At 32.4% G+C, this 24,570-nt stretch carries 21 protein-coding genes; 2 read left to right on the top strand and 19 right to left on the bottom strand.

Annotated features, from left to right (window positions below; all coding sequences use genetic code 11):
• Positions 1 to 184: 184 nt before the first annotated feature.
• The 19 genes from BVC87_RS07665 to BVC87_RS07580 all read right to left on the bottom strand — a co-directional run bounded on the left by BVC87_RS07665 (position 185) and on the right by BVC87_RS07580 (position 22,094).
• On the bottom strand, positions 185 to 2,164 hold the full coding sequence (locus BVC87_RS07665; RefSeq protein ID WP_075341783.1) for a carboxypeptidase regulatory-like domain-containing protein: 1,980 nt from the start codon (positions 2,162 to 2,164) through the stop codon (positions 185 to 187).
• A gap of 21 nt (positions 2,165 to 2,185) precedes the next feature.
• Entirely contained in the window at positions 2,186 to 4,594 is a 2,409-nt protein-coding gene (locus BVC87_RS07660; protein ID WP_075341782.1) for a hypothetical protein, read from the bottom strand.
• Between the two features lies 1 nt (position 4,595).
• On the bottom strand, positions 4,596 to 6,686 hold the full coding sequence (locus BVC87_RS07655) for a cohesin domain-containing protein (RefSeq protein WP_075341781.1): 2,091 nt from the start codon (positions 6,684 to 6,686) through the stop codon (positions 4,596 to 4,598).
• Positions 6,687 to 7,018: 332 nt separating this feature from the next.
• Positions 7,019 to 8,563, bottom strand: coding sequence for a PKD domain-containing protein (locus BVC87_RS07650; protein WP_075341780.1), 1,545 nt, complete (start codon positions 8,561 to 8,563; stop codon positions 7,019 to 7,021).
• 49 nt (positions 8,564 to 8,612) lie between these two features.
• Positions 8,613 to 11,126, bottom strand: coding sequence for a PKD domain-containing protein (locus BVC87_RS07645; RefSeq protein ID WP_075341779.1), 2,514 nt, complete (start codon positions 11,124 to 11,126; stop codon positions 8,613 to 8,615).
• Positions 11,127 to 11,393: 267 nt separating this feature from the next.
• Positions 11,394 to 12,044 (bottom strand): hypothetical protein, encoded by a 651-nt coding sequence (locus tag BVC87_RS07640; RefSeq protein ID WP_075341778.1) that lies wholly within the window; start codon positions 12,042 to 12,044, stop codon positions 11,394 to 11,396.
• A gap of 6 nt (positions 12,045 to 12,050) precedes the next feature.
• On the bottom strand, positions 12,051 to 13,043 hold the full coding sequence (locus tag BVC87_RS07635; protein WP_075341777.1) for a hypothetical protein: 993 nt from the start codon (positions 13,041 to 13,043) through the stop codon (positions 12,051 to 12,053).
• Positions 13,044 to 13,074: 31 nt separating this feature from the next.
• Entirely contained in the window at positions 13,075 to 13,329 is a 255-nt protein-coding gene (locus BVC87_RS07630; protein WP_075341776.1) for a hypothetical protein, read from the bottom strand.
• The gene (locus tag BVC87_RS07625; RefSeq protein ID WP_075341775.1) at positions 13,316 to 13,603 is read right to left on the bottom strand and encodes a hypothetical protein; all 288 of its coding nucleotides are present in this window, start codon (positions 13,601 to 13,603) and stop codon (positions 13,316 to 13,318) included. Before BVC87_RS07625 ends, BVC87_RS07630 begins: the two co-directional genes overlap by 14 nt.
• A gap of 10 nt (positions 13,604 to 13,613) precedes the next feature.
• On the bottom strand, positions 13,614 to 13,973 hold the full coding sequence (locus tag BVC87_RS07620; protein WP_075341774.1) for a PAAR-like protein: 360 nt from the start codon (positions 13,971 to 13,973) through the stop codon (positions 13,614 to 13,616).
• Positions 13,974 to 13,980: 7 nt separating this feature from the next.
• A complete protein-coding gene (locus tag BVC87_RS07615; protein ID WP_075341773.1) occupies positions 13,981 to 14,844 on the bottom strand; it encodes a hypothetical protein in 864 nt (287 codons plus the stop codon).
• A 22-nt stretch (positions 14,845 to 14,866) separates the two neighbouring features.
• Positions 14,867 to 16,204 (bottom strand): hypothetical protein, encoded by a 1,338-nt coding sequence (locus BVC87_RS07610; protein WP_075341772.1) that lies wholly within the window; start codon positions 16,202 to 16,204, stop codon positions 14,867 to 14,869.
• Positions 16,205 to 16,216: 12 nt separating this feature from the next.
• A complete protein-coding gene (locus tag BVC87_RS07605) occupies positions 16,217 to 16,984 on the bottom strand; it encodes a DUF6046 domain-containing protein (protein ID WP_075341771.1) in 768 nt (255 codons plus the stop codon).
• 23 nt (positions 16,985 to 17,007) lie between these two features.
• On the bottom strand, positions 17,008 to 18,945 hold the full coding sequence (locus tag BVC87_RS07600; RefSeq protein WP_075341770.1) for a phage tail tape measure protein: 1,938 nt from the start codon (positions 18,943 to 18,945) through the stop codon (positions 17,008 to 17,010).
• Positions 18,935 to 19,033 carry a DUF6890 family protein gene (locus tag BVC87_RS23940; protein WP_394331629.1) on the bottom strand — a complete coding sequence of 33 codons (99 nt, stop codon included), beginning with the start codon at positions 19,031 to 19,033 and terminating at the stop codon, positions 18,935 to 18,937. The genes BVC87_RS07600 and BVC87_RS23940 overlap by 11 nt, the downstream gene beginning before the upstream one ends.
• Before the next feature lie 116 nt (positions 19,034 to 19,149).
• The gene (locus BVC87_RS07595; RefSeq protein WP_075341769.1) at positions 19,150 to 19,494 is read right to left on the bottom strand and encodes a hypothetical protein; all 345 of its coding nucleotides are present in this window, start codon (positions 19,492 to 19,494) and stop codon (positions 19,150 to 19,152) included.
• Between the two features lie 128 nt (positions 19,495 to 19,622).
• On the bottom strand, positions 19,623 to 20,048 hold the full coding sequence (locus tag BVC87_RS07590) for a hypothetical protein (protein ID WP_075341768.1): 426 nt from the start codon (positions 20,046 to 20,048) through the stop codon (positions 19,623 to 19,625).
• 21 nt (positions 20,049 to 20,069) lie between these two features.
• A complete protein-coding gene (locus BVC87_RS07585; RefSeq protein ID WP_075341767.1) occupies positions 20,070 to 21,296 on the bottom strand; it encodes a DUF2586 family protein in 1,227 nt (408 codons plus the stop codon).
• 42 nt (positions 21,297 to 21,338) lie between these two features.
• The gene (locus BVC87_RS07580; protein WP_075341766.1) at positions 21,339 to 22,094 is read right to left on the bottom strand and encodes a hypothetical protein; all 756 of its coding nucleotides are present in this window, start codon (positions 22,092 to 22,094) and stop codon (positions 21,339 to 21,341) included.
• A 408-nt stretch (positions 22,095 to 22,502) separates the two neighbouring features.
• On the opposite strand from BVC87_RS07580, the gene BVC87_RS07575 reads away from it, so the two are divergent.
• Positions 22,503 to 23,030, top strand: coding sequence for a LytR/AlgR family response regulator transcription factor (locus BVC87_RS07575; protein ID WP_075341765.1), 528 nt, complete (start codon positions 22,503 to 22,505; stop codon positions 23,028 to 23,030).
• 246 nt (positions 23,031 to 23,276) lie between these two features.
• On the top strand, positions 23,277 to 24,440 hold the full coding sequence (locus BVC87_RS07570; RefSeq protein WP_075341764.1) for a cytochrome-c peroxidase: 1,164 nt from the start codon (positions 23,277 to 23,279) through the stop codon (positions 24,438 to 24,440).
• The last annotated feature ends 130 nt before the right edge of the window (positions 24,441 to 24,570 follow it).

Genomic DNA, 24,570 nt, shown 5'->3' with positions numbered 1-24,570 from the left:
TAAGTTTAAATGAATACCTTTTTTATTCAATATCAATCTTGGATAACAAACTCTTGTCAGTTCGAGTATTTTTTATAAAGAGTTAACGGAATAAAAAATGTATCGAGAATAGTTTTATAACTTCTCGATACAAATTTTATGATACCAAATTCACATTAACTAATGCTTAACCAATAAGAAATTATTAGTCCATAACATCACCGATGCGCATTCCAATAAAATCCTGATTAATAAAGTTTTGATTTAAAGTTAAAAATGATATAGTCTCTGGAAAAGGAGGCGTATCTATGAAAGGATTATCTCTATCCTGAAACATATAATCTGCAGTTACAAATCGCCATGTATGAATTAAATTAGTGAGGTTGTAATTTATAGTAAACGCAAAATAATCCTGTCTATCTACATCATTATCGTTATCCATATCAGCAGCTATCATTCGATATTCAGTTAAACGATTCCCTCCAAACACATGATTTCCGATCGCAAATAAATCATTAAATGTGACAATACTCTGATCATATTCTCCGTCATTTCTTGAAGGGGTCAATATATAATCATCTTGAGATAGCAATTGAAATTTGTATTCACCAGATGCTAAGGTTACTGTTTGCCTTGAGTTTGCTGTATTTGTTCCTTCTAAATTTAGTGTTACCCCTGGAACTGGAACTCCTGTATCTGTTAAGATACGTCCAGAGATTGTATAGAAATTATAAATAGGTTTAAACTTCACTACAAAACCATCAGTTCCTGCAAGTTTAGTTGTTTGTATAGTACTATTCAACACTTCAAAATTAGTACTTGAAGTATCACCTGCAATGTAAATACTACCATCTGGCGCAATAGTCATTCCATTCGTTACATCACGAGATGAACTTGGATCAGTTGTACTGTAATACGTATGCCAATGTAGTGAAGGCACTGAACCATTATTATCTTCAAACATCGCTAAGAATACATCATCTGAACCCGTAAACGTATCATTATATGGCGTGTTATTTGCTGCAACTTCAACTGTTAGTAAATCATTACTTCTTGTTTGTCCAGATATGTAAATATTATCTTTTCCATCTAAAGCCAAATGATATGCATTTTCTGCATTACTTCCTCCATATCTCCTTTCATATAATAATGTACCATCAGTTCCATTAAAACTAACTAATAAAGCCTGACTTGCAGCAGTTACATTCCATGGAAATGGATACACAGAAGAACCAGAAGCTTGTCCTGCTATTAATACCTCATCTCTACTATTCACTTCTACTTCCCATGCAATTTCAGTACCTGCATCTCCAATCACTGAATACCATAATATTTTTCCAGTATTCTCTTCAAATTTTGCACATATCATATCTCCTCCTCCATTCAACATTCCATACCCATTATTGGGAGCTGTTGCGGTAACTCCTCCCACTTTCATCCCTGTAACATAGGCATCTCCATTAGAGTCTATGGCAGCTCCCCATCCCATATCTCTGTAGATTCCACCAAGTTGTGAGGTCCATTTTAATGTTCCTTCATCCGCGGTTAATTTAGCGCAAAAAATATCTTGATCGCCTGCATGGCCAGTATCTGGGTGCTGTAAGGGTAAACTAGCAGAAGTTGTACTTCCTCCGATAATTACTTGATTTGTGGTTAGATCAACCTCTATCCCTTCACCAGAATCATTACCAGTTCCACCAATAAAAGTATGCCACAGTAAATCTCCATCTTCTCCATTAAATTTTGCACAAAATGCATCTTCACCTCCTTGATGGGCTGCAACTGGTGCTGGTGAGCTTATGCCAAAATCCGCATAAGAAGGTCCTGCTAAGTATACATTATCTTCTAAATCGACAGCTAATCTACAAGCCATATCAAATGCTGTAGTACCTATAATAGCCCACCATATAACTGTACTCCCATCACTCTTTAATCTCGCAACATAAGTATTGGTATTTCCTAAGCTTCCGTATATTTTAGGTGGTATTGTTGTTGACATGGTAAAACTGGTTCCATTTGTACTTCCTGTAATAAAAACATCACCATTACATGCTGCTTTTACATCCATTGTTCTATCTGCAGATGAACTACCAAAATACGTCGCCCATAAAGGTTCTGATAAGGTTTGTGAAGCTGAGGCTAGATAACATAAAATAGCACACAGCAAAAACGTATATTTTTTCATTGTAATTTCTTTTCTCTTAGATTAATTGACTAGTTTACCTACAGGTATTGCTATAAAGTTTTGATCTACTTTCTCCCCATTCAATGGTGTATATTGTAATTCCTCTGGAAAAGCAATTCCTGAAGTAAATGGCAGATTTGTATCTGTAAACATGTAATTTTCTGGAACAAATCGCCAAGTAATTATTGGAGTAGTTACATCATTTAAAATATTTTGTAGTAAATTAAGATCGTCATTAGTAACTTTATTATCATTATTTAGGTCAGCAGCTATAGTTTTATAAGCGTTCAATGTTGCAAATCCAGCATTATATTGCAATAATGTTACATAGTCGAAAAAACCTACTGTTGGATCTAGATCGGCGTCATTTCTTTCTGGTTTTAGTATGTAATCTTCTCTTGATAATGATAAAAATTGATACGTCCCAGTGCTTGTTAATTGTTCTTGCTTATCAGTACCTGTAGTCAACACCAAATTTACATCCGAAATAGCGTTTCCTTTTTCATTAATAATATTTCCACTAATTGAAAAAGCTTGATAGGTTATATCTAAAGCATACACATTACTTTCTCCACAACTATTTACTCCTTTTACTTGCAGCGTACCTTGACCCGATGCATTAGGAAAATTTAGTTGTATTGAATTTGATGTGGTTGTAGTTGTTCCACTAGATGAAGTAATCCCTGAAGGCAATGTCCATTGATATTGATCTGCATCACTTACTCCTTCAAGAGTATATGTTACATTAGTTTGACCGGATACTACTTGCGTCAATCCTTTTACCATTCCACTATTTGAAGGTATATTTTTAACTTGTAGCGCTAATTCTGCAGGCTCAGACTCACAAGACAAACTAACTCCTGAAACTTTTATAATTCCACTAGTTGCACTTCCTGAGAAATCTACAGTAATAGAATTCGTATCTTTTCCTGAAATTATAGTCGCTCCTGCGGGTAACTCCCATTTATAATAAATTACATTTCCTTGTGTAATAGGATCAGTAGTATATATAACTCCACTTTGACCTGCACATACTACGGTATCTCCTGATATAGGATTTGCTGGTGCTGGCTTTTGTGCTGCATTTGCAGGCAAACTACCTGCTAAAGGATGTGTTGCATCATGATAACGTACATTATACCCCCAATACGACTGCGAAGCATAATCTAACTCTACGCATTCATACGTAGCTTTCGCTCCTGTTCTTCCTGAAATGGTAACTTTTCCTTTTCCGTTTGTTGCTACTCTATAAGGTTCATCAAAACTTACACCTCCAGAAACTTTTACCCATTGATTACTTCCATTGATATCATACTTTGCTACATATGATTTAAATAGTATTGAAAATGCATTTTTTCCTTTCACAACAACACTTCCAAAATCCAATGTTGTATGAAAATATCCTGTAATATATACTCCATACTCATCTGCAACAATATCTCTAGCTGCAGGACCTGGATTACCTACTCCATCTGCCTGTCTTGCCCAAAGTTGATTTCCTGAAGCTCCAAATTTTGCAATAAAAATGTTATTAAAATCTTTATATGTCAATGGATTTCCTCCAAAGCTTGATTCTTCTCTGAATCTACTTCCTAAAATATACACATTACCCGATGTATCACTTGAGATTCGAACTGCATCCGAAGTATTTATTCCACCACTGCTCAATAATGAAATTATGCTTCCTCCACCGTTCATTTTACCATAGAAAATATTAGTTTTAAATCGCTCACTACTGGTAATAGTGTTTCCATCTAACATTTTTGTACCCCTAAATGTACCTGTGAAATATAGGTTAGTTCCATCTGTACTGATATCTTGAGCTCCAGTATCATTTCTAGACCAAATTACGCTTCCGTCAACACCACTGTGTTTTGCTAAATAATTATTTCCATTTGCAGTACCTAAAACATAACAATCTCCCGATTGATCCACCTCAATCTCTCTAATTTCTTCATTATTTTGATCTCCGGGTATTTTTTGTGCCCACAAGAAAACACCATTTGAATCATATTTTGCTATGAAACCTGCTGGAAAATTTTGGGTTGTTGTTAACGTAACTTGTGTAGGACCTTCTCCGAAGGTTATATCTGTTTGAAAATATCCTGCTACAAAACTATTTCCATTATTATCTACTGCAATCGCCAATCCTCTCGTATTTCCAGCTCCAGCAACATGAGACCAAACTGCATTTCCATCTGTATCATATTTAGCTATGTAAAAACCGACATTACTATGACGTTTACTTAATTGAATACCTGAATAATAATGACCTGTTGTATAGGTATTGCCATCAGCATCCATATCCATTCCAAATACTTTAGAATTTCCACTCTCGGTATTAAATGCCCATTGTACATATTGGGCCTTAATCTTTTGTAAGCCAATAAAAATTAGGCATACTAGACTTAAAATTATTCTCTTTCTCATCTTAGTTTACAATAATTTTTTGGCTTTTATTCTCATTACCTATTTCGTAGTTCAAGAAATATACTCCTCTTGCTAAATTCTCAGCATTAAATTGAATTGTATTGGTTCCTCCTTCTACATTTCTTTCTTCTTGAAATAGTATTGCTCCTGACATGTTCATTACTTGCCACTTTACAGTATTAACTGTTGGTGTTGTAAATTGGATTGTAAATTTGGTTCCTGGATTAGGAAAAACAAACACTTCTAACTCTTCTACCTTAATTTTTGACGATTGTACTGCTAACTCTCCTCGTATTAATCCTTCAGAAAAAGTCATTGTAGGAATTTCAGCATTTGTAAATGAAATGTCACTTTTATCTTCTGAAGCACCAATCACATCAAATACTAAATAAAAAAGTGTTTCTTTATTTGTAAAGCTTTCTCCTTTTGACGCTTGTTGATCATAAACAAAAGCTACTTTCCCTTCACTTGCTTTTTGCATTCCGTAGTTTGCTGTTGTTATTGGAAGTACCCCTGATTCTATTTTTGAAAACGATAAAACGTCAGGATTAAACTCAATAGTACTTTGCCATCCGGCAATATTTATATATCCTTCTTTTGACTTAACAGGTATACGTACTTGGTTTCCTGAAAAAACTTTTATGTCTTCCATAACTAACTCTGTAGTAATTTCTCCTCCTTTTAAAAGCACATCATGATCATCATTAACATCTCCTATTTTTATGGCGATAAAATTTTGATCTTCTTTATTCTCATCTAAAATTGAATATTCAATGGTATTTGGAAAAGCTGTTGATAAAGGATTTAATGGATCTGGAAAGCTAAAACTCTCAGGTGTAAAAACCCAATTGCGATAAAAAGAAGTAACTGTACCTAATAAGAATTTTCGTATTGTTATAATATCAGCTACATCTACAGCTAATGAATTGTCTACGTCGGCAGCTATGTTTTTATAAGGAGATAATGTTGTTTGTCCAAGAATGTGCTGTCTTGTAATTAAAATGTCTGCTACATTAATTCCGTTATTAATTTCTTCCTCTCTTGTTGGAATTAATTCAAAATTATCACCTGGTAGTGCTGTAAAAGAAAAAGTACCATCATTATTATTGATCACTTCTTGTGTTGCTTTACTATTTTGTAGTGTTACGAGTGTTTTAGCAACACCTTCTCCTTTTTCATTCTTAACTATTCCTGAAACTGTAACAAACTCTTTGATTGTAATGTCTGCTGAAGAATCTATTGAAAAGATGCTTTGGGGTTGGTTATCAAAAACACTTGTATTTGTAATATCTACTGGAAACGTACCTGCTGTATCAGCTGCTTTTAATTGTATTGTGAATAATACCGCATCGTTGTCTATTGTTGTGCTTACTAAACTAGGCTCATCCCATACTACATTAATTAAGCCTGGTTCTGGTGAGTAGTAGTTTGCCGATCCAAAATTAGTTAAGGCTGCATTTGGATTTTCAATAGTTACAAACTCAGCAAACTCTTTAGGAAATTGAATTTTTAATTGAAATCCTGCAACATTTAAAAATCCTTGTGCTTTTACTGGAATATCAAATGTAGTACCTACTCCTACAATTTGATCTTCCATCTTAAATTGTAAGGCATCTACACTAACACTTCCTGACTCTTTGGTCGTTTCTAATACCTCTTTTGTATTAGCTGCGTTACTCAAATTTAAATCAATAGCAAATACTTCCTCTTGTGTATTTACTTCCATTTTTATGGTAAACAGAGGTTCTCCATCTGCTACAGTTCTTCCTTTAAATTCAATATCTCCCCATAAAATTTTAATAGCTCCCTCTGCTGTTTGATTATAATTTTGAGGCTTAAATTCAAACAATTCAGTATTTACATTAGTTACATCCATAAATGTAGCTTTGTCCAATGGAATATTAATCTCCAATTGAAAAGCTGTAATCTCTGTGAAGTTTTCTACTAGTACTGGAACTTCAATAACATCTCCAGAAGATGCTAGTATATTTCCCACTTTAAAGTTTACTTGAGCCGTTGCCCAAATAGTGCTTAATAATCCATACAACACCAATACAATTGTGGCACTTTTTTTAAAATAATTTTGTTTCATTTTTACTATTTCTAATTATTAGTTATACTTATTTTCGTTGCTTACATTCTTCTAAAAAAAGACATAGTTATCCCATTACCATAGTTTGACTATGATCTCATAATGCACGATTAATACATTATTTTAAAATTGAATTCGATTATTTATGACTTTCTGAATTGATATTTAAGATCAATTTTATTCTCGATAACTCTACTGAACTTGATTCAGTACAATTTTACTTTTGATTTCGATAAACTCAATCACCAGTAAAATCAATCGAAGTGATATTCTTTTTCTTAAATTAGATTCGTTATATATCTTTTATATCATATAAATTAAAAATTAAGGTTTTACCTCTGAATAGCTTCTACTATAACTTTGCTACTATCATCTCCTTTAATTTGAATACTTCCTTTAATTATTCCTGGCGTATTTCCTGCTCCAACAGATACAAAAAATGACGTTTTTCCATCTGCATTTAACACAAGAGAAAATTCCTTTTCATCAATTAATAGCCCTGAGTTTGATGTATGAATATGAATATTACCTTGTGAAGTATTCTCTTCCATTTTTGCAAAGAATATTATTTCTTCATTAGGCGTTCCTTCAACCACTATCTCATAAGATTCTATTTTCAACAAATCTCCTGTTAGTAATCTGTTTACCGATAAAGATGAAGTAGATACTTGGCTTACTTCAATTGTAACTATGGTTTCAACTTTTAAATTTTCTTTATCTGATGCGGATACATTAAACAAATAGGTTCCAGCAGTTAATCCAAATAACTCTATTTTTGGTGTATTTACTTCTGAAATAGTTGTACTTCCAGAAAGCATAGTCCAATTGTAATTTAACGTATCTCCATCAGGATCTTCCGCATAAGCTATAAGCATAGTACTTGCACTACCTTCTTGAGCTGTATATGTCAATTGAGTTTCTCCTTGAATCACTAAACCTTCAGGTGGACGATTGGTATATCTAACATAGATGATATATTGTGTCGTTCCTTTTGCATAGGCTCTTAAATCTGGTATGCTAATTCCTTGAATTGTTTTTCCGTTATTTCCATCACACCACACCCATCCGTATGGTGGTGTATCTGTGTTCCATGCCAAGATTAACCCTAATGGAATTCCTCCGATATACGCTCCTATACTTTTGGATATATTTCCTTGACCATCTATAAGTAAGGTATGATTATGAGTATTTGGATTTTCAGGTATTGTTGTGAGATTTGGTTTTCCATGCAAAACTACTTTTGACCAAGCCTCTGTTTCATTAATTACCAGTCTGTTTTTCTGATCAGAAATTGTTTTTCCAAGTGCATTTTCTCCAAAGAATAAAGCTGCAGTTCTTATTTTAGCTAACTCTTGTTCTTTTACATCTAAATTACTGATTTTATGTCCTCCTAAATGTAAATCTCCACGCATAGTTCCACTTCCATCTAAAGGGAGTAAGTGCTTATACAAATCTTGTATATGAGTTACCTCCAAAAAAGTATCGATAGTGTGATATGAAAACTCTACTCGTTCTTCATCATTTTCTATGGGTTGTGGAACTATAGAAGGAATTTCATCAATATGAGTTGCTTCTGAACGTGAATATATTTTTCGATGTTCTCCAGATCCAAAAACTAAAGCTTCATATATTGTTTTTACCTCAACATACGGCGTAATTTTAGTAGCAGGTACAACTGGTATTAATTCTCCTTGAATAGAAATCCAACCGAATGCATCTGCTGTAGCTCGCTTATAACTGTAATTTTGTGCTTCTTTAATTCCTAATTGCTTTTTAAAGCTATTAAATAAATCTTTTGCATAGGAATCTTGCATCATCTCCAAGGTTTCTTGCTCTAATAAGAAACCTCCTGCTTTGGTGAAATCAATTGTGTTCATCCTCTTCTAATTATTTAAATAAAATAATATACATCTGATCAATCAAACTCTAAAATCTTCCATCGAATGTATGTCTGACATTAACTCTATCTTCAAGTTTACCATCTACTATAAGTGTTATATTACCAGATACAGTAAGTGGATTTTTGACTAAATCTCTATTATTACCAGCTGTTCCAGGAGAAAGATAAACGTTATATGTCTTTCTAATTTGGCCAGTTGGTATTTGTTGATTCGTTAATTCTATCTCCTTAGATGAATCACTTGTAGAACCAGTTCCAAGAGTCATCAGAGCTTTATCTGTATTAAGTTTACCTTTTAATGTGAATTTCTTTCCAGCAACTCCTGTGATTATAATAAAAAACTCTCCAAGGCCTACTTCTTGTGAAGTCATTACAAGCTCTGGTTTTCTAATAACATTAACTGTTAGTACTCCAGAAGTAACAGTATATACTCCATCTACTACTTGTAATTTAAATTTATACTGACCTTCCTGTAAACTACTTACTCTAGATTGCTTATAATTTTTTGCAGATTCAATTACAGCTGTATTTCCTCCTGGTTCTTGTATCCAAGTAGCATCTAGTATTTCTGGACTTGTTTCATTATCAGTAATTTCTCCATATAGTATTACACTACCTAAAGCACTTCCTGTATATTCTATATTTTCTACTATTTTTGTGAAGCTTTGATCCAAACCTGCTTTTACTACTGGTTTTGTATTAGGCTTTGGGCTTACCTTAACTTTTGTACTAGTACTTCCCGTTTGGCCATCTGAATCTGTAACTGTAAGTGTAAATGTATATTCTATCCCTACCTGCAATCCATGTACTGTTATATTAGGCGTACTATTGGAATTTATCGATATTGGAGGATTACTTGTCCAACTATATTCTATAATTGAATCTCCGTTTGTTTCATCTTTTGACTTATCTCCCATCAAAGTAACTGATGTATCGTAATCATTACGGGGTATTACATTAATAATAGCTGTAGGCGGTTGTTTATTTTTTTCTACATTAACTGTTACCGTTTGTTCCTCAGATTGTCCTCTATCGTCAGTTATTACAACTTTATAATTATAAGTCCCAATTTTTAATTGTGGAGTTGTATATGCTTTACCCGTTCCAACTACCTTACTATTAGATAAATTAATCCATTCATATTTTATCCCTGGTATATTATCATCACTTACAACAGCAGTAAGGGTTGTTGCAGTTGTGTCTTGGTCTTTATTTACCTTTAGGGTAATATTTCCATCTACTCTGAGGGTAGGTTGTTGATTTGGAGTAACGTTTAATGTAACTTCATCGAACCACTCTAGGCCTTCATTATCTTTTGCTGAAAGTTTAAAAACATACACTCCTATTTGAATATCACTCACTCTTAATTCTAGTTTATTAGTAGGATCAGGATACTCTATAGTACAAGTTAATCCACTAGGGACTGTAGTATAACTCCAATTAAAACTTTCTACTGTTCCATCTTCATCACTCACTTCTCCAAACAACGTAATATACTCAGGATCATTTAGTAACCACGGTAGTTCTATATCGATTTTATCATTTATTATTTTCGTACTTTTTATATCTACTATTGGATACTTATTATATCTACCTACGTACATAATATATCGTACGTTATTAAAAAAGTCGTTGCGTAAATCAGGAATTGTAAAGCCGTTGACACTTCTTCCTAAGTAACCATCACATAAAATCCAGCCAAAAGGGATCTCTGCCTGATCCCATAAGGCTATTAATCCTGGAATGATACTTCCTACAAAACTTCCTTTACTTCTGGTTAATACGCCATTTTCATCAACCAAAATTGGATTCTTGTCATTCCCAACAGTATCCGGTAATTGAGGCATATTTATATTACCGCTCAATTGAAGATATTCCCAGTCTGCTTCATGATTAATACTCAATGTAGCTCCTTCATCTACTAATACTCTTCCTAATGGATTACTTGGAGTTACCGTTCCTTTTCCTGTAGTATGACCTATTAGAATTTCTTTCGAACGAATCGTTGCCTGTTGTTGTTCTTGTACATCTAAAGCACTGATTTTATGTCCTCCTAAATTTAAATCCCCAGTCATTGCGGTGCTTCCATCCAGAGGCAAGTATATGTTCCCTAAATCTGGGATATTGGTAATTACCTCTAAATCTTCTAATTTATAGTATGTAACATATACATCTTGTTTTTCAAACTGATGAAATACTGTTACATCTGTTGGTATGCTATCTACATGTTCAGCAACTCTTGTTATGAATACTTTATGTTTTTTACCTGAACGAAAAACAAGCTCATCATGTGTTTCTGTCATTTGAATAAATCCAGTAGGATTTTCAATAGCATCTACAGGTATTAAATTTCCTTGAATGATTAACCATCCTTTCTCTTCCTTAGATGCTGGATATAACAGATAATTTTTGTCTTCTTTAACACCCAAGTGTTTTTTAAAGACCATAAATAACTCATCTTTATATGCTGCTTGTAATCTTGCTAATGTATTTTGTTCTAGGGGAAATCCACCCGGTTGGGTAAAATCTACATGATTCATAACTTGAATTTTTTCTGATTTTATTATTATTTATCTGAATTCGATTACTATTCTTATGATAATTAATTACTTGTATATTCTTTTTGTCACATTGATTGGTTTTTCAAACTAAAGGGAGGGAAAAAATGTACTGAATCAGATTCAGCAGAACTATCGAAACATTATCAAATAGTTCTCGATACATCTCCCAAAGGTCGATACTCGAACTGACAATCATTTATCTACTATAACTTACATATCAAAAAACAGTCGAAATCAGTTTATCTACTAATACTTATAGGTTTCGTAGGTTTTTCCTGCTAACTTATAGAAGCGTATTAGCTCATGAAATTTTGATGTTTTTACATCTACTGGTCCTAATTCTTGATGTTGAGAATTTGCGTTGTCGGTAAAATATAATTCGTTTGTTAGTTTTTGAATTTTTTCTGCACCTTCAATTCCGTCTAGTTTCTCTTTAATATTTAAGGATTCTGGAATCATGATTCGGAAATTGGCATATTCTATTTCTGTGTAATCTTTTACTCCAACCAAATACATCCCTTTTCCTGAATCTGGAGTCACTTCATTACGTTTATAAACTAGAGGTGCTTCATAACCCAGATCATGTTCTTCATGTAAATAAATGTGTTGTAAACTAGGCTTTAAAGATTCGGCTATATATATCAGTTCTTCTTGTTTTTTTTGTTGTGTACTGTAATTCGGATCGTATTTTTTTTCTGGATTGAATTGCTCATTTAATACTTTTTCTAAATAAATTACTTGTCCGCTATGTTGTGTTTTGTACAGATTTGTTTGATATAAATTAAAAAGCGGTTCTAAAAAAGTTTGTAGCAATAATAGGTGCTTTTGCTTTCTTAGTATAGATGGCACCATCCATAACAGCATTTTATTCCAGTTGATTGTTAAATAACTTTTCATCAGTTTTTATATGTAATTTCTATAAAATGTATAAGGGATATACTTGATTTCTATATTCAATTTTTCAATATCAAAGTACCCCGATTGTGGAATGAAGTATTCTCTTTCATTAGGTACAATTTCTACATCTAATGAAGCTGCAGCTGTTTTAATTTCTCTAATGATTGGAATTTTTACGCCTTCTGCTTGTTGAATGGCATCTGTAAGAAAAGTTCTCACTAAACCTCCATTAAATTCTAAGCCTTTTAAAAAGTTTTGAATAGCTAACTCTATTGGACGAACGCCTGAATCAGCAATTAACACTCCATTATTTGTATCAAATTGATGATCTAAAGCTGGATCTGGATTTGTATAATGTTCTACATCCGAAGGGTTCACATATATTTTTAGCGGATCTATATATGCGTCTATTTTTAGATGTAATTGATCTCCATCTACAGAAATAATTTGAATTTGATTCCCTGCATCTTTTATTTGACGCGTATATTCTCTAAAGATGGTTAACTCATCTTTAGATAACTTTTCTATGTTTCCTGCACCATTTTCTCCCGCAACCTTCATAAAAATAACCCCAACTTGATTATGGAAGTATTGTGCAATCGTATTATTTACATCATCTTGTGTTTTGGGTAATTCTTCACTTAAAATAGTCTCTAAATCTACTTCACCTACTGCACAATGTTTTACTACCTTTTTGGCGATTAATTCAGCCTCTGACAGCCCCATGCTATCAAACTTGAAAAAACCTTCTTCCCATATTAATGGATGTCCATATACAAAATTTAATGCTTGTTCTCTGTACCAGTTTAATGTATGCGGACGAGAAACTAATGTATTACGTTCTACAATACGTTCATGTGACCAGATTGCTGTAGCCGTTACATAAGCCCAAAGTTTCCATATGGAAGTTTTTGAGGTATTATCTAATTGATTTAGCTCTGCAATACTATTTTTTCGTTGTATGATTTCTTTTTGTATTTCTGCAATTGTTCGTGCCATAGTTTGTATACTAAGTAATGGTTAAAGCTTGTTATTTTTGTAGTGCATCCAAATCTTCTTGGCTATGCAATGTAGCAGGATAAAGCCCCGAAGCCTTGTAGTATCCTGTTATATCTTCTTCTATTGTTTTGTTGGGTAGTAGCACATCCTCATACACCGATATCTCTGGTGTTAATGTTTTAAATCCGTTTTTTTCTACGATATCAAATATCATTTCGATACTGCCATATTCCTGTAAACTGATATCTAGAATATTCTGATTTTGTTGTGGTTTAATAGTTTCCATCGATAGTTATGTTTTGTATGTCTGAAACATCAATTATTTTGACATTGAAATTATCATACAATAATTGTTTTTCTATTTCAGCTTCTAAGCGTAATCTGTTTATGGTTGAATTTCCTTTTAAGTAATTTTCGATTCCAACACCTAATAGTGGATATTCTTTGTATGATCCTTTTTGAGAAACTAACATATGTCCTATATTTTGCTGACTTGATTCGGCTATGTGTAGGTCTCCGTTCTTAAATTCTAAATCTTCGTCTATTATAAAATCGTTCATGTATATATCTTTATTCTTCTTTTTTTGAAAATGTGATTTTTCCTCCTGATCCTACATTGCATTTAAGCTCTGATGATATTAGTAATGCATTCTCACCTTTTATTTTTACTTTATTTTTTACCATGTCCCAATCTCTATTAAATATTGGTGTACAAGCTCCATTATTCAATTGTTTACAAGTTCCAAAAAGAGGTATATTTGCTCCCACACTTGTGTCTTTTTGATTTGCCAAAGGTTCTGATTGACCTTTTATCGTTTTATTACTCGTTATAATTGTATATGTTGGTGGTTTCGCTGGTGGTACTGGTAGATTAGCTTGATCACAAATAACCTTAGCTCCGTTCTTTGCGTATTCAGTTATTTTAGTCATGTCACTTTTAGTTTAGATTGATCTCTTCTGTTCCTTTAATAGTTACTATTTTTCCTTCAATAGTTATATGTTCATCACTTATTAGCTCTATTCCTTTCTTGTCTCCAGAATTTACAATTGCTATTTTTTTTGCTGCGTTTGCAGTTTCTAATGATGCTTTATCTTTTCCGAACGTTGCCTTAAAAGTTGGTTTTTCTTTAGCATCTAAAAAAGCTATACCTAACTCCTCTTTTGAATAAGTAAGCTGCGATTGAATCTTAGCTTCTGCATCTTTATCATTATCTCCTTTAGCTTTTAAAAAGTTAATATTTAGCGCCTCTTTATTCATCTCAGCCTGAAAGACATCTCCGTAATTTATTTTTAAAGATTTGGTATCAATATCAATATCGAAGAATTCTTTAGGTTTCTTATTCCCTCCATCTGTATCTTTCATATTATTCATACGGAAGATTACACGATCTACTTCTGAATATTGTGAAATAAAGAATTGTTTTTTTGCCTTTTCTATTGTTGAAACCAACACCCAACTTCCTATACGAGGTATGCATATTATTCCTTCATCTAAATCATTTACAGAGGCTTTTAAGCGTACTCCATGAAATATTATATCTGAATTTTTATGCTCTTTTTCTTCTATCTTAGTATTTTTCTTGTCTGCATCAGTAACATAGGTAGAGTCTAAACCTACTTGTATTTGCTTATATACTTGAACTTTATCTTCTACATTTTGTGGAATTTTCTGAACATCAACAGTATATTCTTTTATTCCATCTTTTGATTCTTCTCCATATCCTACAACAATAGCTGGAAAAGTATCAGAAACCATATTTTTCTTTATAAACTCTCTTAGTAAGCCACTTATGTTATCCATCCTTCTTTATTTTCTTTCTACTCTAACTTTTTTCTCTTCCTAATTGTATTTGTTGTCTAAAACCACTTTCGCCAAAACTGTACGTAACTGCATCTACAAAATAATTCTGATTTCTTTTAATCACTCCTAAATCGAATCTTTTGAATTGTTCTCTTAATTGGATATAATCACCATGCTTTACAAACCCTCCAATAGTATTTTTAGGATCATCATTTTCAGATAAGACATCTCCAAAAGAGGTAAATCCGCCTCTAAAACCGTTATATTTCATAATTTCAAGACGTCTTTTTGCCATCTTTCTTAGTTTTTCTTTTAGCTCTCCTAACATAATACCGTCTTTCATTTTCTTCTTAAGATCATGTTCAAAAATGTAAAAAGTAAGTTCCTCCGCTTCTTCAGATAAGTCTTCATAAGATTGATTTGTTAATACACGCTCTGTTGGTTGATTTTCATCTAATAAAGGGTCATTTAAGAAAAAGTCTAAATCATTACTCAATCCTGTTGTATCTATCCCTGTAAATTGATCTTTATTTGCATCTTTATCTGGATAGGTTGCTTTGACTTCATCATTTTCATCTATTCCTTTAGCCACATAGGTAACCTTTACTTTAATATCCTCTTTGAACTTATACTCTAAATCATCTTCAATAATTGTATGATGAAAAATAAAATTACCTCCGAACTTAGTTTTGATACCTGAAACATTACTACCATGATTTATTTCATACTCCTTACCAATAACTAAATGTGATTTTCCATCTTTATCGTATCTTATAAAACTATAAATACCAAAATCGTCTTTCAGTTTTTCTAATACTTGTACAGGTGTCATAGGTTCTTCTGTAATAAAAGCGCCTAATTTTTCTTCTTCAAAGTCTACATGTATTAATTCTTTTTTTGCATTCTCAGTAACTCCAAAACTATCAACAATACTTTTAAGACTTGCTTCTTTAGATGAATAGGTTATCATTTTGGTTTTAAAATGGTACATATCATCTTCACAAGTTAAGGTAACTGGAACTCCACCTTTTACATCTCTAACAATTCCTTTAAAAGCTAGATTTTCTCTACCGTTATACCCTAAATAAATTTCAATATGTGGATGATATTTAGCCCATAATTGTAAATGTTGTCTAAACGTTTTTTTAGAAACGTTAGATACCTCAGTTTTACTATTTACTCCCTCTTTTATCGCAGGTACAATATTTCTTGGTAAAGTAATTGTAGCTATATCTGTAAACTCTTTCCAACTACTCTCTATTTCTACTTGATTCACAAAATCAATACTAATTTCATTGTTGGTAAGTAGACCTTTTTCATTTACTTCATGGATGATGATCTTACAGTTTAATGTCAACATAATTCTATGGAATTAAAAACGTGAGGCAACTGATATTGCGATAGTTTCCTTTATATCCTTTAATGATTCTTCATTGATTTTTTTCTTTATTTCTAAAGGCTGCTCTGATAATGCACTAAAACTAAAAGGCTGAATATTCTTTAATCCATCGTTGCTTGGAAAATCATAATTAGTAATCACCAATTCAAAGATTCCCATCTTCTGTAACAGCACATTAATTACCTTTAGTGACTTATTACTATCAAAAATTCGTCTAAGTTGAACTACCTGTGCGGTAGGATATCCTTTCCCATTTGTAGCCAATACGCCTTCTACAGTAATTTCATGATCTCCATTAGAAATAAACTCTTTAACTGTATGGTTTCTTCCTTGAATTGCAGTAGTCACTATATTTTTACTTCTACTTACAGAAATGGCAACACCATCTAACCGAAAACCTATTAAAGCACTCGAAAGTTCCGTTAAAAAACTATTTGATTTTAACTCCTCTCCTAATTTAGTCCCTCTTGTTTTTTCAAGTAATTCTGCTTGGGGTAATTCTATAATTAAAGGGGCAAAAACAGGTAAGTTAAAGCTTCCTCCTGCCATTATAAATTCATCTACTTCAGTATAATCTTTTAAGGGTTGAAAAAAATACTCTTCAGTTAAATTTTTAAGACTGTCATTATAAGTATTAGCATCTGAAGCTGTTAATACATTTGCTACATTCCTTAGTAATCCTCTACTTTGTTGTAACTTTAGACTATTCAATAAATTAGGTATATTGTATGAAAAACTCATAATTATAAATAGTTGATTCTACATTATGCGGTTTGAGTGGTATCTTGTAATGCAATTTTTAGAACTTTTATGATTTCTTGTTTTATGGTAGCCGAAGTTTCTTTCAGAGTGCCCTTGTTCTGATTATAGACATTTATTTCTTCTACTAGTGGTGTATTAATCTGAATTGTCTTTCCTGTTGCAGGGAGATTCCCTCCACCTGTCTTACCTCCGTTAGTCCCAGTTGGTTTAGGAGGTAATACTTTTCCTCCAGAAAGGATTTTTTTTAACTCAGGTCCAATTTTAGCATTCACTCCTTTCCTCTGACCTTCTTTAAAATTTTCCTTAATATTTGTTGCCGCATTTGCCAATCCTTTACCCGCTTTCACGTAATCATCTACTCCTACAAAATCTTTTACCGCTTGTTTTGCTGTTTTCCATGCTCCACTGAAGTCTCCTGAAAACAATTTCACCAATGCTGATCCTAAACCAGTAATTCCAGATAATATTCCTTTTATTCTATTAATCACAAAATCTTTAATCACAGATCCAAAAGATTTTAGTACTTCCCACATTCCCATCACAGTAGTTCTAAATCCTTCAAATTTATCCCATGCAATAGCTATAACTGTTATTAATCCAATAATTCCTAAGACAATCGCTCCTACTGGATTCGCTGCTATGGCTGCATTTAGATTCCATTGCGCTAAAGACATTGCCCATTTTCCTGCTGCTGCTATGGCTTGCGCTGTAGACAATATGGTTAAAACTAGTGTAACTCCCTTGATGGCTTTAGACATTCCTTCGGATTCTATTCCTGCAGATTTCATTAGGGAATTCATACCTTCTAATCCTGACTTGACATTGGTCATTCCTTCAACCCCCTTAGCAAAAGATTTAGAAATATTATCGAATCCCTTTTTTAAACCTGCTACCATCTTTTTGGGATTGATAGTCATGTTTTCTATTTTCTTTTTTAATCCCTTTATAGATTTTAAAGAAAACTTTTTAACTGCACCTAGCCTTTTTCTCCACCATGAAACAGAAAGTAAACTTGCTCCAGTTACAACGCCTACTGCTTTTACTGCAAATTTGACTGTTTTTGTTGTTGCTGAAATTGCTGCGGCCCCTACTTTTTTCCTTTTTTCATTTAACTTTGCTCCCCTACTTTTAATCTTTTCAGATAACTTTTTTCTGTTTTCAGATCCAAAAGTTTTTCCTATTTTACCAAATAAAGCTTTATAATTTGTACTTAGAACTTTCCCGATTGTTTTATCATAGGTTAATGCCACATTTCCAAACAAAGCTCCTAATTGCTTATTAATTGTTCTTTCCGCTTTATTAGGTGGTTTATCTCCTTCGCTAAACTTTGCAAGATCTTTTTCCCAATGTTTATGATACTTTTGTACTTCGTCAAAACCTTTTTTAGCAACTCCTGAAATTTTGTGAATTGTTTTCTCTAATACATTCAGGGGTTTTAATAAAGGAGTTAACTTTAATTCGCCTGGTTTTAGGGCTCCCGAAATAGTCCTAACGGTAGTACTTGAATTTTTACTTACTACACTTAGGGGAGATCCTTTTTGCTGAGGAATACTCCTAATTAAACCTGCATTTTCTTTTCGTATAGGTGTAACTTTGGATTCTGGTTTATCATTTTTAATAACCTTAAGTCCTATTCCTTTGGAAACTGTAAGTCCTACCGTATCTTTTTTAGCTGGACTTTTAGCTGATGGTTTTGTTATAGCAGTTATAATACTTTTAAAGCCTTTATCAATACTTTGATAACTTTTTTCTAAATGTTTATTACCAGTTTGTATTTCTGCAGCAATTCCTCTAAGTGTAATATTAGCTAGTTTATCAATGGAAAACTTTACAATATCTAATTTTTCATTAGTAGTATCAATCGCTCCATTAACACCACTTATACCAAGGCTAACCTTAGAAATTGATTTTTTTATCTCTTGTAACTGTTTATCCGTCATCCCCAAATGCTTTAGCTATGGCACTTGCCATAATATGTTCTTGTTTTGTATCTAAATATTCTTGTAACCAGATGGCTTCCCCTAACATCCTGTGAAAATTTTCATCAGATTGTTGGTATGGATCTACCTTAAAATAATAGCGTATTAAGGCAGCCGCTTTTAGTAGGTCGTCCTCTCCCTCTTCAGAAGAAATAAGGAAAGGATCTAGATCTTTTTTGCCTTAGCCTCTTTTGGTTGTGTTAGGTCTGCAAAAGCAGTAATCATAGATAACTTTAAGTCATCATCTTGTTCTACTTCTTCGTCTCCTCCTAAGTAACAGTTTTTAAACAATACTTCTAAGGCTTTGAATTCATCAGCTTTTGAAGTTTGTAAAACTGCTGCTCTAGTGGCCATCGTAGGTTTTCTGAAATAGGCAAAACGAGGTTCCCCTTCATCATTTTCTCCTTCCACTTTAATCAATTTTCCAAATTTATTTTTCCAAGCGTATAACTGTGATTCTGTGATGTTACCGTCTATTACTTTTACTGTTTTGTCTGCTACTGCTTCCATGTTTTCGTTTTTAAATATTTTTGGTTTTATTTTTATTTACTGGAGGAGTTCCTCATAAAAAGGAACCCCCATTTTTAATCCCCCTTCAAAGATTCCCCAGTAAATGGTTTTTACTATAGAGTATTGTATTAATTCCACTCTATGTGAGACACTATCAAATCTAGTTGTACTTCAATTTTAGTATCTCCTTGTTTCATATCTCTTTTGTTACTTTTAAATTCACAATTACGAATTACATGTGTAATGATATCGCTACTGTTATCTAAAAAGCTTACCTTAATATCAAATAAAGGCACATCTTGAATTCGTTTTCCTTTTGGTAATGCTTTTTGTATTGCTTCTACCTCATAATCGAATAATGTTATAGAGGCTTTTGCTTCGTATTTCCCTCTTCCTCTGAATACTGGCATATCTCCAGCTCCATAATGATTTTCTTTAATTTGGGCATCATCATAACTAATCGCAGTTATTCCCGTAACAATTCTGTCTAAAATATTTACTTCTACAGAAGACCAAGCATGACGTTGGCCATTTACTAATGGTAAGTGATCCATAATACAATTCTTTTTAAATTATTAGTTTCTTCCAAATGGATTTTTAAAGCCAAGATCTACTACTATTCTACGAGCTGTTCCCGTAGGAATAACCTCTACTTTTACTTTTAATTCACTAGTAGATAAAATATTTTGTAATGGATCTACAAACACATCCATTGCAGAAATTTCTCCATTAGACAACATATTTTCTAATGCTGAACGGCATAATGTTTCATATCCTTTTACTACAGATGGTGGTAATGTTCCATTTTCTGGATCTACCAAAACTGGTGAATTTACCTTTGGTAATAAAGCTTGTCTTACTAATCTTGTCGCTTTATGTATGGTACGGTTAGCTTCGATATACGCAAAGTCAGATTCTTTTTTAGTACAGGTATGACTATCATTAAAATATACTCCACCAATACCGATATGCGAACGTGTAAAAATGTATCTATTATCATTCAATGTTTTCATTGCTCCTTCTGTTGCAAGCTTTTTACCACCTACAAAACCAACAGATCTAAATCCTTCTCCAGAAAGGTTAAATTTTTCTATCCAAGCAATGTTTTCTGAAACTTTTGCTTTAGATACTGCTCCTAATAACACTCCTACTGCAGCGGTATTTTTGTAGGTTGCTTCATTCGCTTTTTCTGCATCCATTGCTACTACAACTGAAACTCCTGCGGCTCCGTTTCCAGATAAATCAACAGCATTTTGAGAAGCATCAAAGCCTTTTCCTTCTAATAAAATCTCTAACGGTCTATGAGCTGTAAATGCATTTTCTGTTGCAGTTTTTGCAGTTGCAACCGCTTGTAATGTTTGATTAAAAGGTGAATCTGATTTTGATTTAGCACTATATTCTCCTTTGAAAATAACGGCTAATTGACGCATCTCTCCATTAGCTTCCATTTGCATTGTCCCTGCTTCTTTTACTAGATCTGCATATGTTTTTGCAGTACTATCTTTGTAAATGAATAGGTCTCCTGATGGATTCATTCTAAAAAACTGAGAAATTTGATAAAAGGCTGACTCTCCTCCTGTATCATATTCTTTAGTAATTCCAATTAATGCTGCATCTTCAACAGAAGCTAGTCGGTATAGTTTCTTGTCTTCCAATTTTAATGGATCATCATTTCCTAATTTAGGACCAGTAGCATCAGCCCCATTGAATAGTAACCCAGAAACCATATCTTGGCTAGGACTTCTTCTTCCCAACCCACCAGATAGTTTGTTTATGACTACATCGTTTAATAGTACGCCCATAGTATTTATTTTATTTATTGATTAATTTTTAACTCTAGTTTGTTATAGAGTGAATTCTTTTCCTGTTTGAATAATGTGTTGTATACTTTGCTCTAGTAATCGTACTTTTTCCTTTTCATCTAATCCCAAATAGTCTTCTAAATTGATTCCTATTTCTGCTAAGAGTAGACGTATTTTTTCTTTATTGATAGGATTATTTAAATCTTCTATTTTGAAAGCATCGTTGGTTAGTAGTGTGTACCTTTTCTTGTAACTTTTTTCTACTAGCGTTGTTTTATATTGAATTTCCCAAATGAAAAAATCATTTTTCTTCCAATACTCTCCTTCTACAGTGCATTGTTTTTCTCGTAGTTTTTGAATGGAATCAGTAATAAGGTCTTCTCCTGCCAGTTGCCCTAGTTCTGCTTCTTCTACTGGCACCTCTTCAAAAGTTTCTTTTATTTCTTCTTTTAAAACCGTCTCTTCTTTTTCCTCCTTAATTATAAATGTCGAAGGTTTTGACAATAAAACTTTATTAACTGTTTGTGCTAGTTGTAATCCTGTAGTATAATCTTGAGTTGCGTTAGGTGGTAAAACAATATAGATGCTAAACAATACGGAAGCTTTATACTCCCTTTCAGATGATGTTTGCCATTCTATATCTTTATACTTAAATAAGAATGAAGGAAAATCATTTAATTGCTCAGATAAAAAAACAGTGTCATTATACAAAACAGTTTTAACTGCTTTGCCATTTTCTGAACTATTTACTATACGTAATCGTTCTTTTATTTGATTGTAAAAATCTAATAATACCATCTTTCTTTTTTCTTTTCGCCCCCCTAAAAACAATTATTTGTAATGTGATATGAATTGTTTATTTGGCTTTAATTCACTCCAAATATATAGTCTGGTTAACTCTAAATTTTGCTTATTTGATATTCGAATACGATTCTTTTGTAAGTGTAATATCTAAGTTGGTAAGTGTAAAAAATGGTTTATAATTATAGTAATATGTTCTTAATTCTTAACAAGAAAAAATATTAAATATCGTTACTGTTAATTATTAAAAATAGCCCTTTTTGGGTGATTTGTTTTTAAAGGATATAGGGTAATTTTGTGAACAGCTCTAAGAAAAAAATCACCAAACATTTAAATACCTATTTTCTCTAAATATGGGAATTATGGATATGAAATCAACTAACCAATCTAAATAAAACACATGTTATGAAGACTAATGAGCAACGTTTAGAATCATACAATTACATTTCTCTATTTGAGAAGAATGCTACTAACAAAAACATCTTTGATTATCTACTGAATTTTTTAAATGTAAATAATTTTACTGCTTTAGCTGAAAAAGTAAAGACTGAACTACTCACGTATCAACATCAAAAAAAAACAACTACAAGTACAATTAGCTTTTCAGAAAAAATAATCTTGAAAGATAAGTATGGGATACAAATAGTTAATATTAATGATATTTACTATTTGCAAGCTAATGGAAGTTATACAGAATTTTTTATAAAGGATCAAGATAGTTTAGTGACTTCAAAATGCCTGAAAGAATATCAAAATGTACTACCTAGTGCTAATTTTTTTAGGTCTCATCAATCTTATATTGTTAATTTAAATCATTTGATTCGCTATGATAAAAGAGAAGGTGATTTTTTAGTTTTAAAAAATGGGTATAAAACTCCCTTAGCTTCTCGAAAAAAAGAACTGTTTTTAAAATTACTTTCTTCAAAAAAATAAATAAACCTGAACTTTATTTAGTATTAAAAAAAACTCTTAGTATACTTTCATATTTAAGAACAAGTTAAAAGGCTTTCAAAATTGAGAGCCTTTATATATTTATATACTTCTGATTTTAAGCGACTAATAAATATTTTATATAAAAATTTAGAATAAAACAATTCATAGAGGTTGGGTAAAATAGTTTCTGCAACGTATTACAAGAAATTACACATAAAAACTAACAAGTTAATTTAACCTTAACGTATGAAAAAATGTTTTATCCATATAATAGTATCTCTATTAGTTTTTACATCTTGTTCTAATGATGACGGAGATGATTATGTTGCACTTATTGAAGATAATGAAACGACTGATTTAGTTATTAATTCTACGATTTTAAACTTACCAGAATCGCCATTTAATTATGCAAATATCGAGTTGCCAAACTCTTTTTTAAATAACCTCGTACGAGATGAAGATAATACTCCTAATAACAATCCTATTACGGATCATGGAGCTACCTTAGGGAGAGTTTTATTCTACGACACTAATCTTTCAAAAAACAATACGATTTCTTGTGCCTCTTGTCATGTTCAAGCAAATGGATTCTCAGATCCTAATCAATTTAGCACAGGTTTTGAAGGTGGCTTAACTGCTAGAAATTCAATGGGGTTAGCTAATGCTAGATTTTATGATAATGGTCGTTTTTTCTGGGATGAAAGAGCAGAAAGTTTAGAAGACCAAACGTTAATGCCTGTACAGGATTTAGTAGAAATGGGATTAACTCTTCCTGAATTAGAAAATAAATTAGCACAAGAAGATTATTACAACCAATTATTCACCAATGCTTTTGGTGATGAAATTATCACCAGCGAAAGAGTTGCTTTAGCATTATCACAATTTATACGTTCTATGGTTTCTTATGAATCTAAATTTGACGAAGGTTTAGCTCAAGTAAATAATATTGCTGATAATTTCCCCAATTTTACAGCGTCTGAAAACATGGGAAAAACACTTTTTATGAGTAATCGAACACAATGTTTTCAATGTCATAACACTACGGTATTTGTTGGAGATGCTCCAAGAAACATTGGTTTAGATCCGACCATTACTGACGAAGGTCTTGGAGGAGTTACAGAAAACCCAAATGATTTAGGAAAGTTTAAAGTGCCTTCATTAAGAAATATTGAATTGACTGCTCCATACATGCATGATGGCCGTTTTACCTCTTTAGCTGCAGTAATTGAACATTACGATAATGGTGTACAAAATAATCCTAACTTGGATAATAGATTACGAAGAGGAAATGGCGTACGTCGTTTAAATTTATCTGATGCAGAAAAACAATCCTTAATTGATTTTCTATTAACACTTACTGATAATAACTTTATTAACGACGAGAAATATGGCGATCCTTTTATTCAATAAGTTACTATGTTTATTCTCTCAAATGGTAATTAAACGTAATAAAATTAAGGAACCTAGTTAAAACTAAGATCTTCTTAATTTGGAAATGGCAAGATTGCTTCACATTTTTTCTATATAGAAAGAGTGAAGC

This window comes from Tenacibaculum agarivorans (assembly GCF_001936575.1).
Classification (GTDB): domain Bacteria; phylum Bacteroidota; class Bacteroidia; order Flavobacteriales; family Flavobacteriaceae; genus Polaribacter; species Polaribacter agarivorans.
This window is presented reverse-complemented; position numbering and strand designations above follow the sequence as displayed.

Bases quoted from the DNA above. Each gene is read 5' to 3' on its own strand.
- BVC87_RS07575 (WP_075341765.1), top strand. From the start codon at position 22,503: ATGAAGACTAATGAGCAACGTTTAGAATCATACAATTACATTTCTCTA.
- BVC87_RS07615 (WP_075341773.1), bottom strand. From the start codon at position 14,844: ATGGATAACATAAGTGGCTTACTAAGAGAGTTTATAAAGAAAAATATG.
- BVC87_RS07595 (WP_075341769.1), bottom strand. From the start codon at position 19,494: ATGGAAGCAGTAGCAGACAAAACAGTAAAAGTAATAGACGGTAACATC.
- BVC87_RS07650 (WP_075341780.1), bottom strand. From the start codon at position 8,563: ATGAACACAATTGATTTCACCAAAGCAGGAGGTTTCTTATTAGAGCAA.
- BVC87_RS07600 (WP_075341770.1), bottom strand. From the start codon at position 18,945: ATGACGGATAAACAGTTACAAGAGATAAAAAAATCAATTTCTAAGGTT.
- BVC87_RS07640 (WP_075341778.1), bottom strand. From the start codon at position 12,044: ATGAAAAGTTATTTAACAATCAACTGGAATAAAATGCTGTTATGGATG.
- BVC87_RS07645 (WP_075341779.1), bottom strand. From the start codon at position 11,126: ATGAATCATGTAGATTTTACCCAACCGGGTGGATTTCCCCTAGAACAA.
- BVC87_RS07590 (WP_075341768.1), bottom strand. From the start codon at position 20,048: ATGGATCACTTACCATTAGTAAATGGCCAACGTCATGCTTGGTCTTCT.
- BVC87_RS07580 (WP_075341766.1), bottom strand. From the start codon at position 22,094: ATGGTATTATTAGATTTTTACAATCAAATAAAAGAACGATTACGTATA.
- BVC87_RS07570 (WP_075341764.1), top strand. From the start codon at position 23,277: ATGAAAAAATGTTTTATCCATATAATAGTATCTCTATTAGTTTTTACA.
- BVC87_RS07620 (WP_075341774.1), bottom strand. From the start codon at position 13,973: ATGACTAAAATAACTGAATACGCAAAGAACGGAGCTAAGGTTATTTGT.
- BVC87_RS07660 (WP_075341782.1), bottom strand. From the start codon at position 4,594: ATGAGAAAGAGAATAATTTTAAGTCTAGTATGCCTAATTTTTATTGGC.
- BVC87_RS07610 (WP_075341772.1), bottom strand. From the start codon at position 16,204: ATGTTGACATTAAACTGTAAGATCATCATCCATGAAGTAAATGAAAAA.
- BVC87_RS07635 (WP_075341777.1), bottom strand. From the start codon at position 13,043: ATGGCACGAACAATTGCAGAAATACAAAAAGAAATCATACAACGAAAA.
- BVC87_RS07605 (WP_075341771.1), bottom strand. From the start codon at position 16,984: ATGAGTTTTTCATACAATATACCTAATTTATTGAATAGTCTAAAGTTA.
- BVC87_RS07625 (WP_075341775.1), bottom strand. From the start codon at position 13,603: ATGAACGATTTTATAATAGACGAAGATTTAGAATTTAAGAACGGAGAC.
- BVC87_RS07665 (WP_075341783.1), bottom strand. From the start codon at position 2,164: ATGAAAAAATATACGTTTTTGCTGTGTGCTATTTTATGTTATCTAGCC.
- BVC87_RS07630 (WP_075341776.1), bottom strand. From the start codon at position 13,329: ATGGAAACTATTAAACCACAACAAAATCAGAATATTCTAGATATCAGT.
- BVC87_RS23940 (WP_394331629.1), bottom strand. From the start codon at position 19,033: ATGTTAGGGGAAGCCATCTGGTTACAAGAATATTTAGATACAAAACAA.
- BVC87_RS07585 (WP_075341767.1), bottom strand. From the start codon at position 21,296: ATGGGCGTACTATTAAACGATGTAGTCATAAACAAACTATCTGGTGGG.
- BVC87_RS07655 (WP_075341781.1), bottom strand. From the start codon at position 6,686: ATGAAACAAAATTATTTTAAAAAAAGTGCCACAATTGTATTGGTGTTG.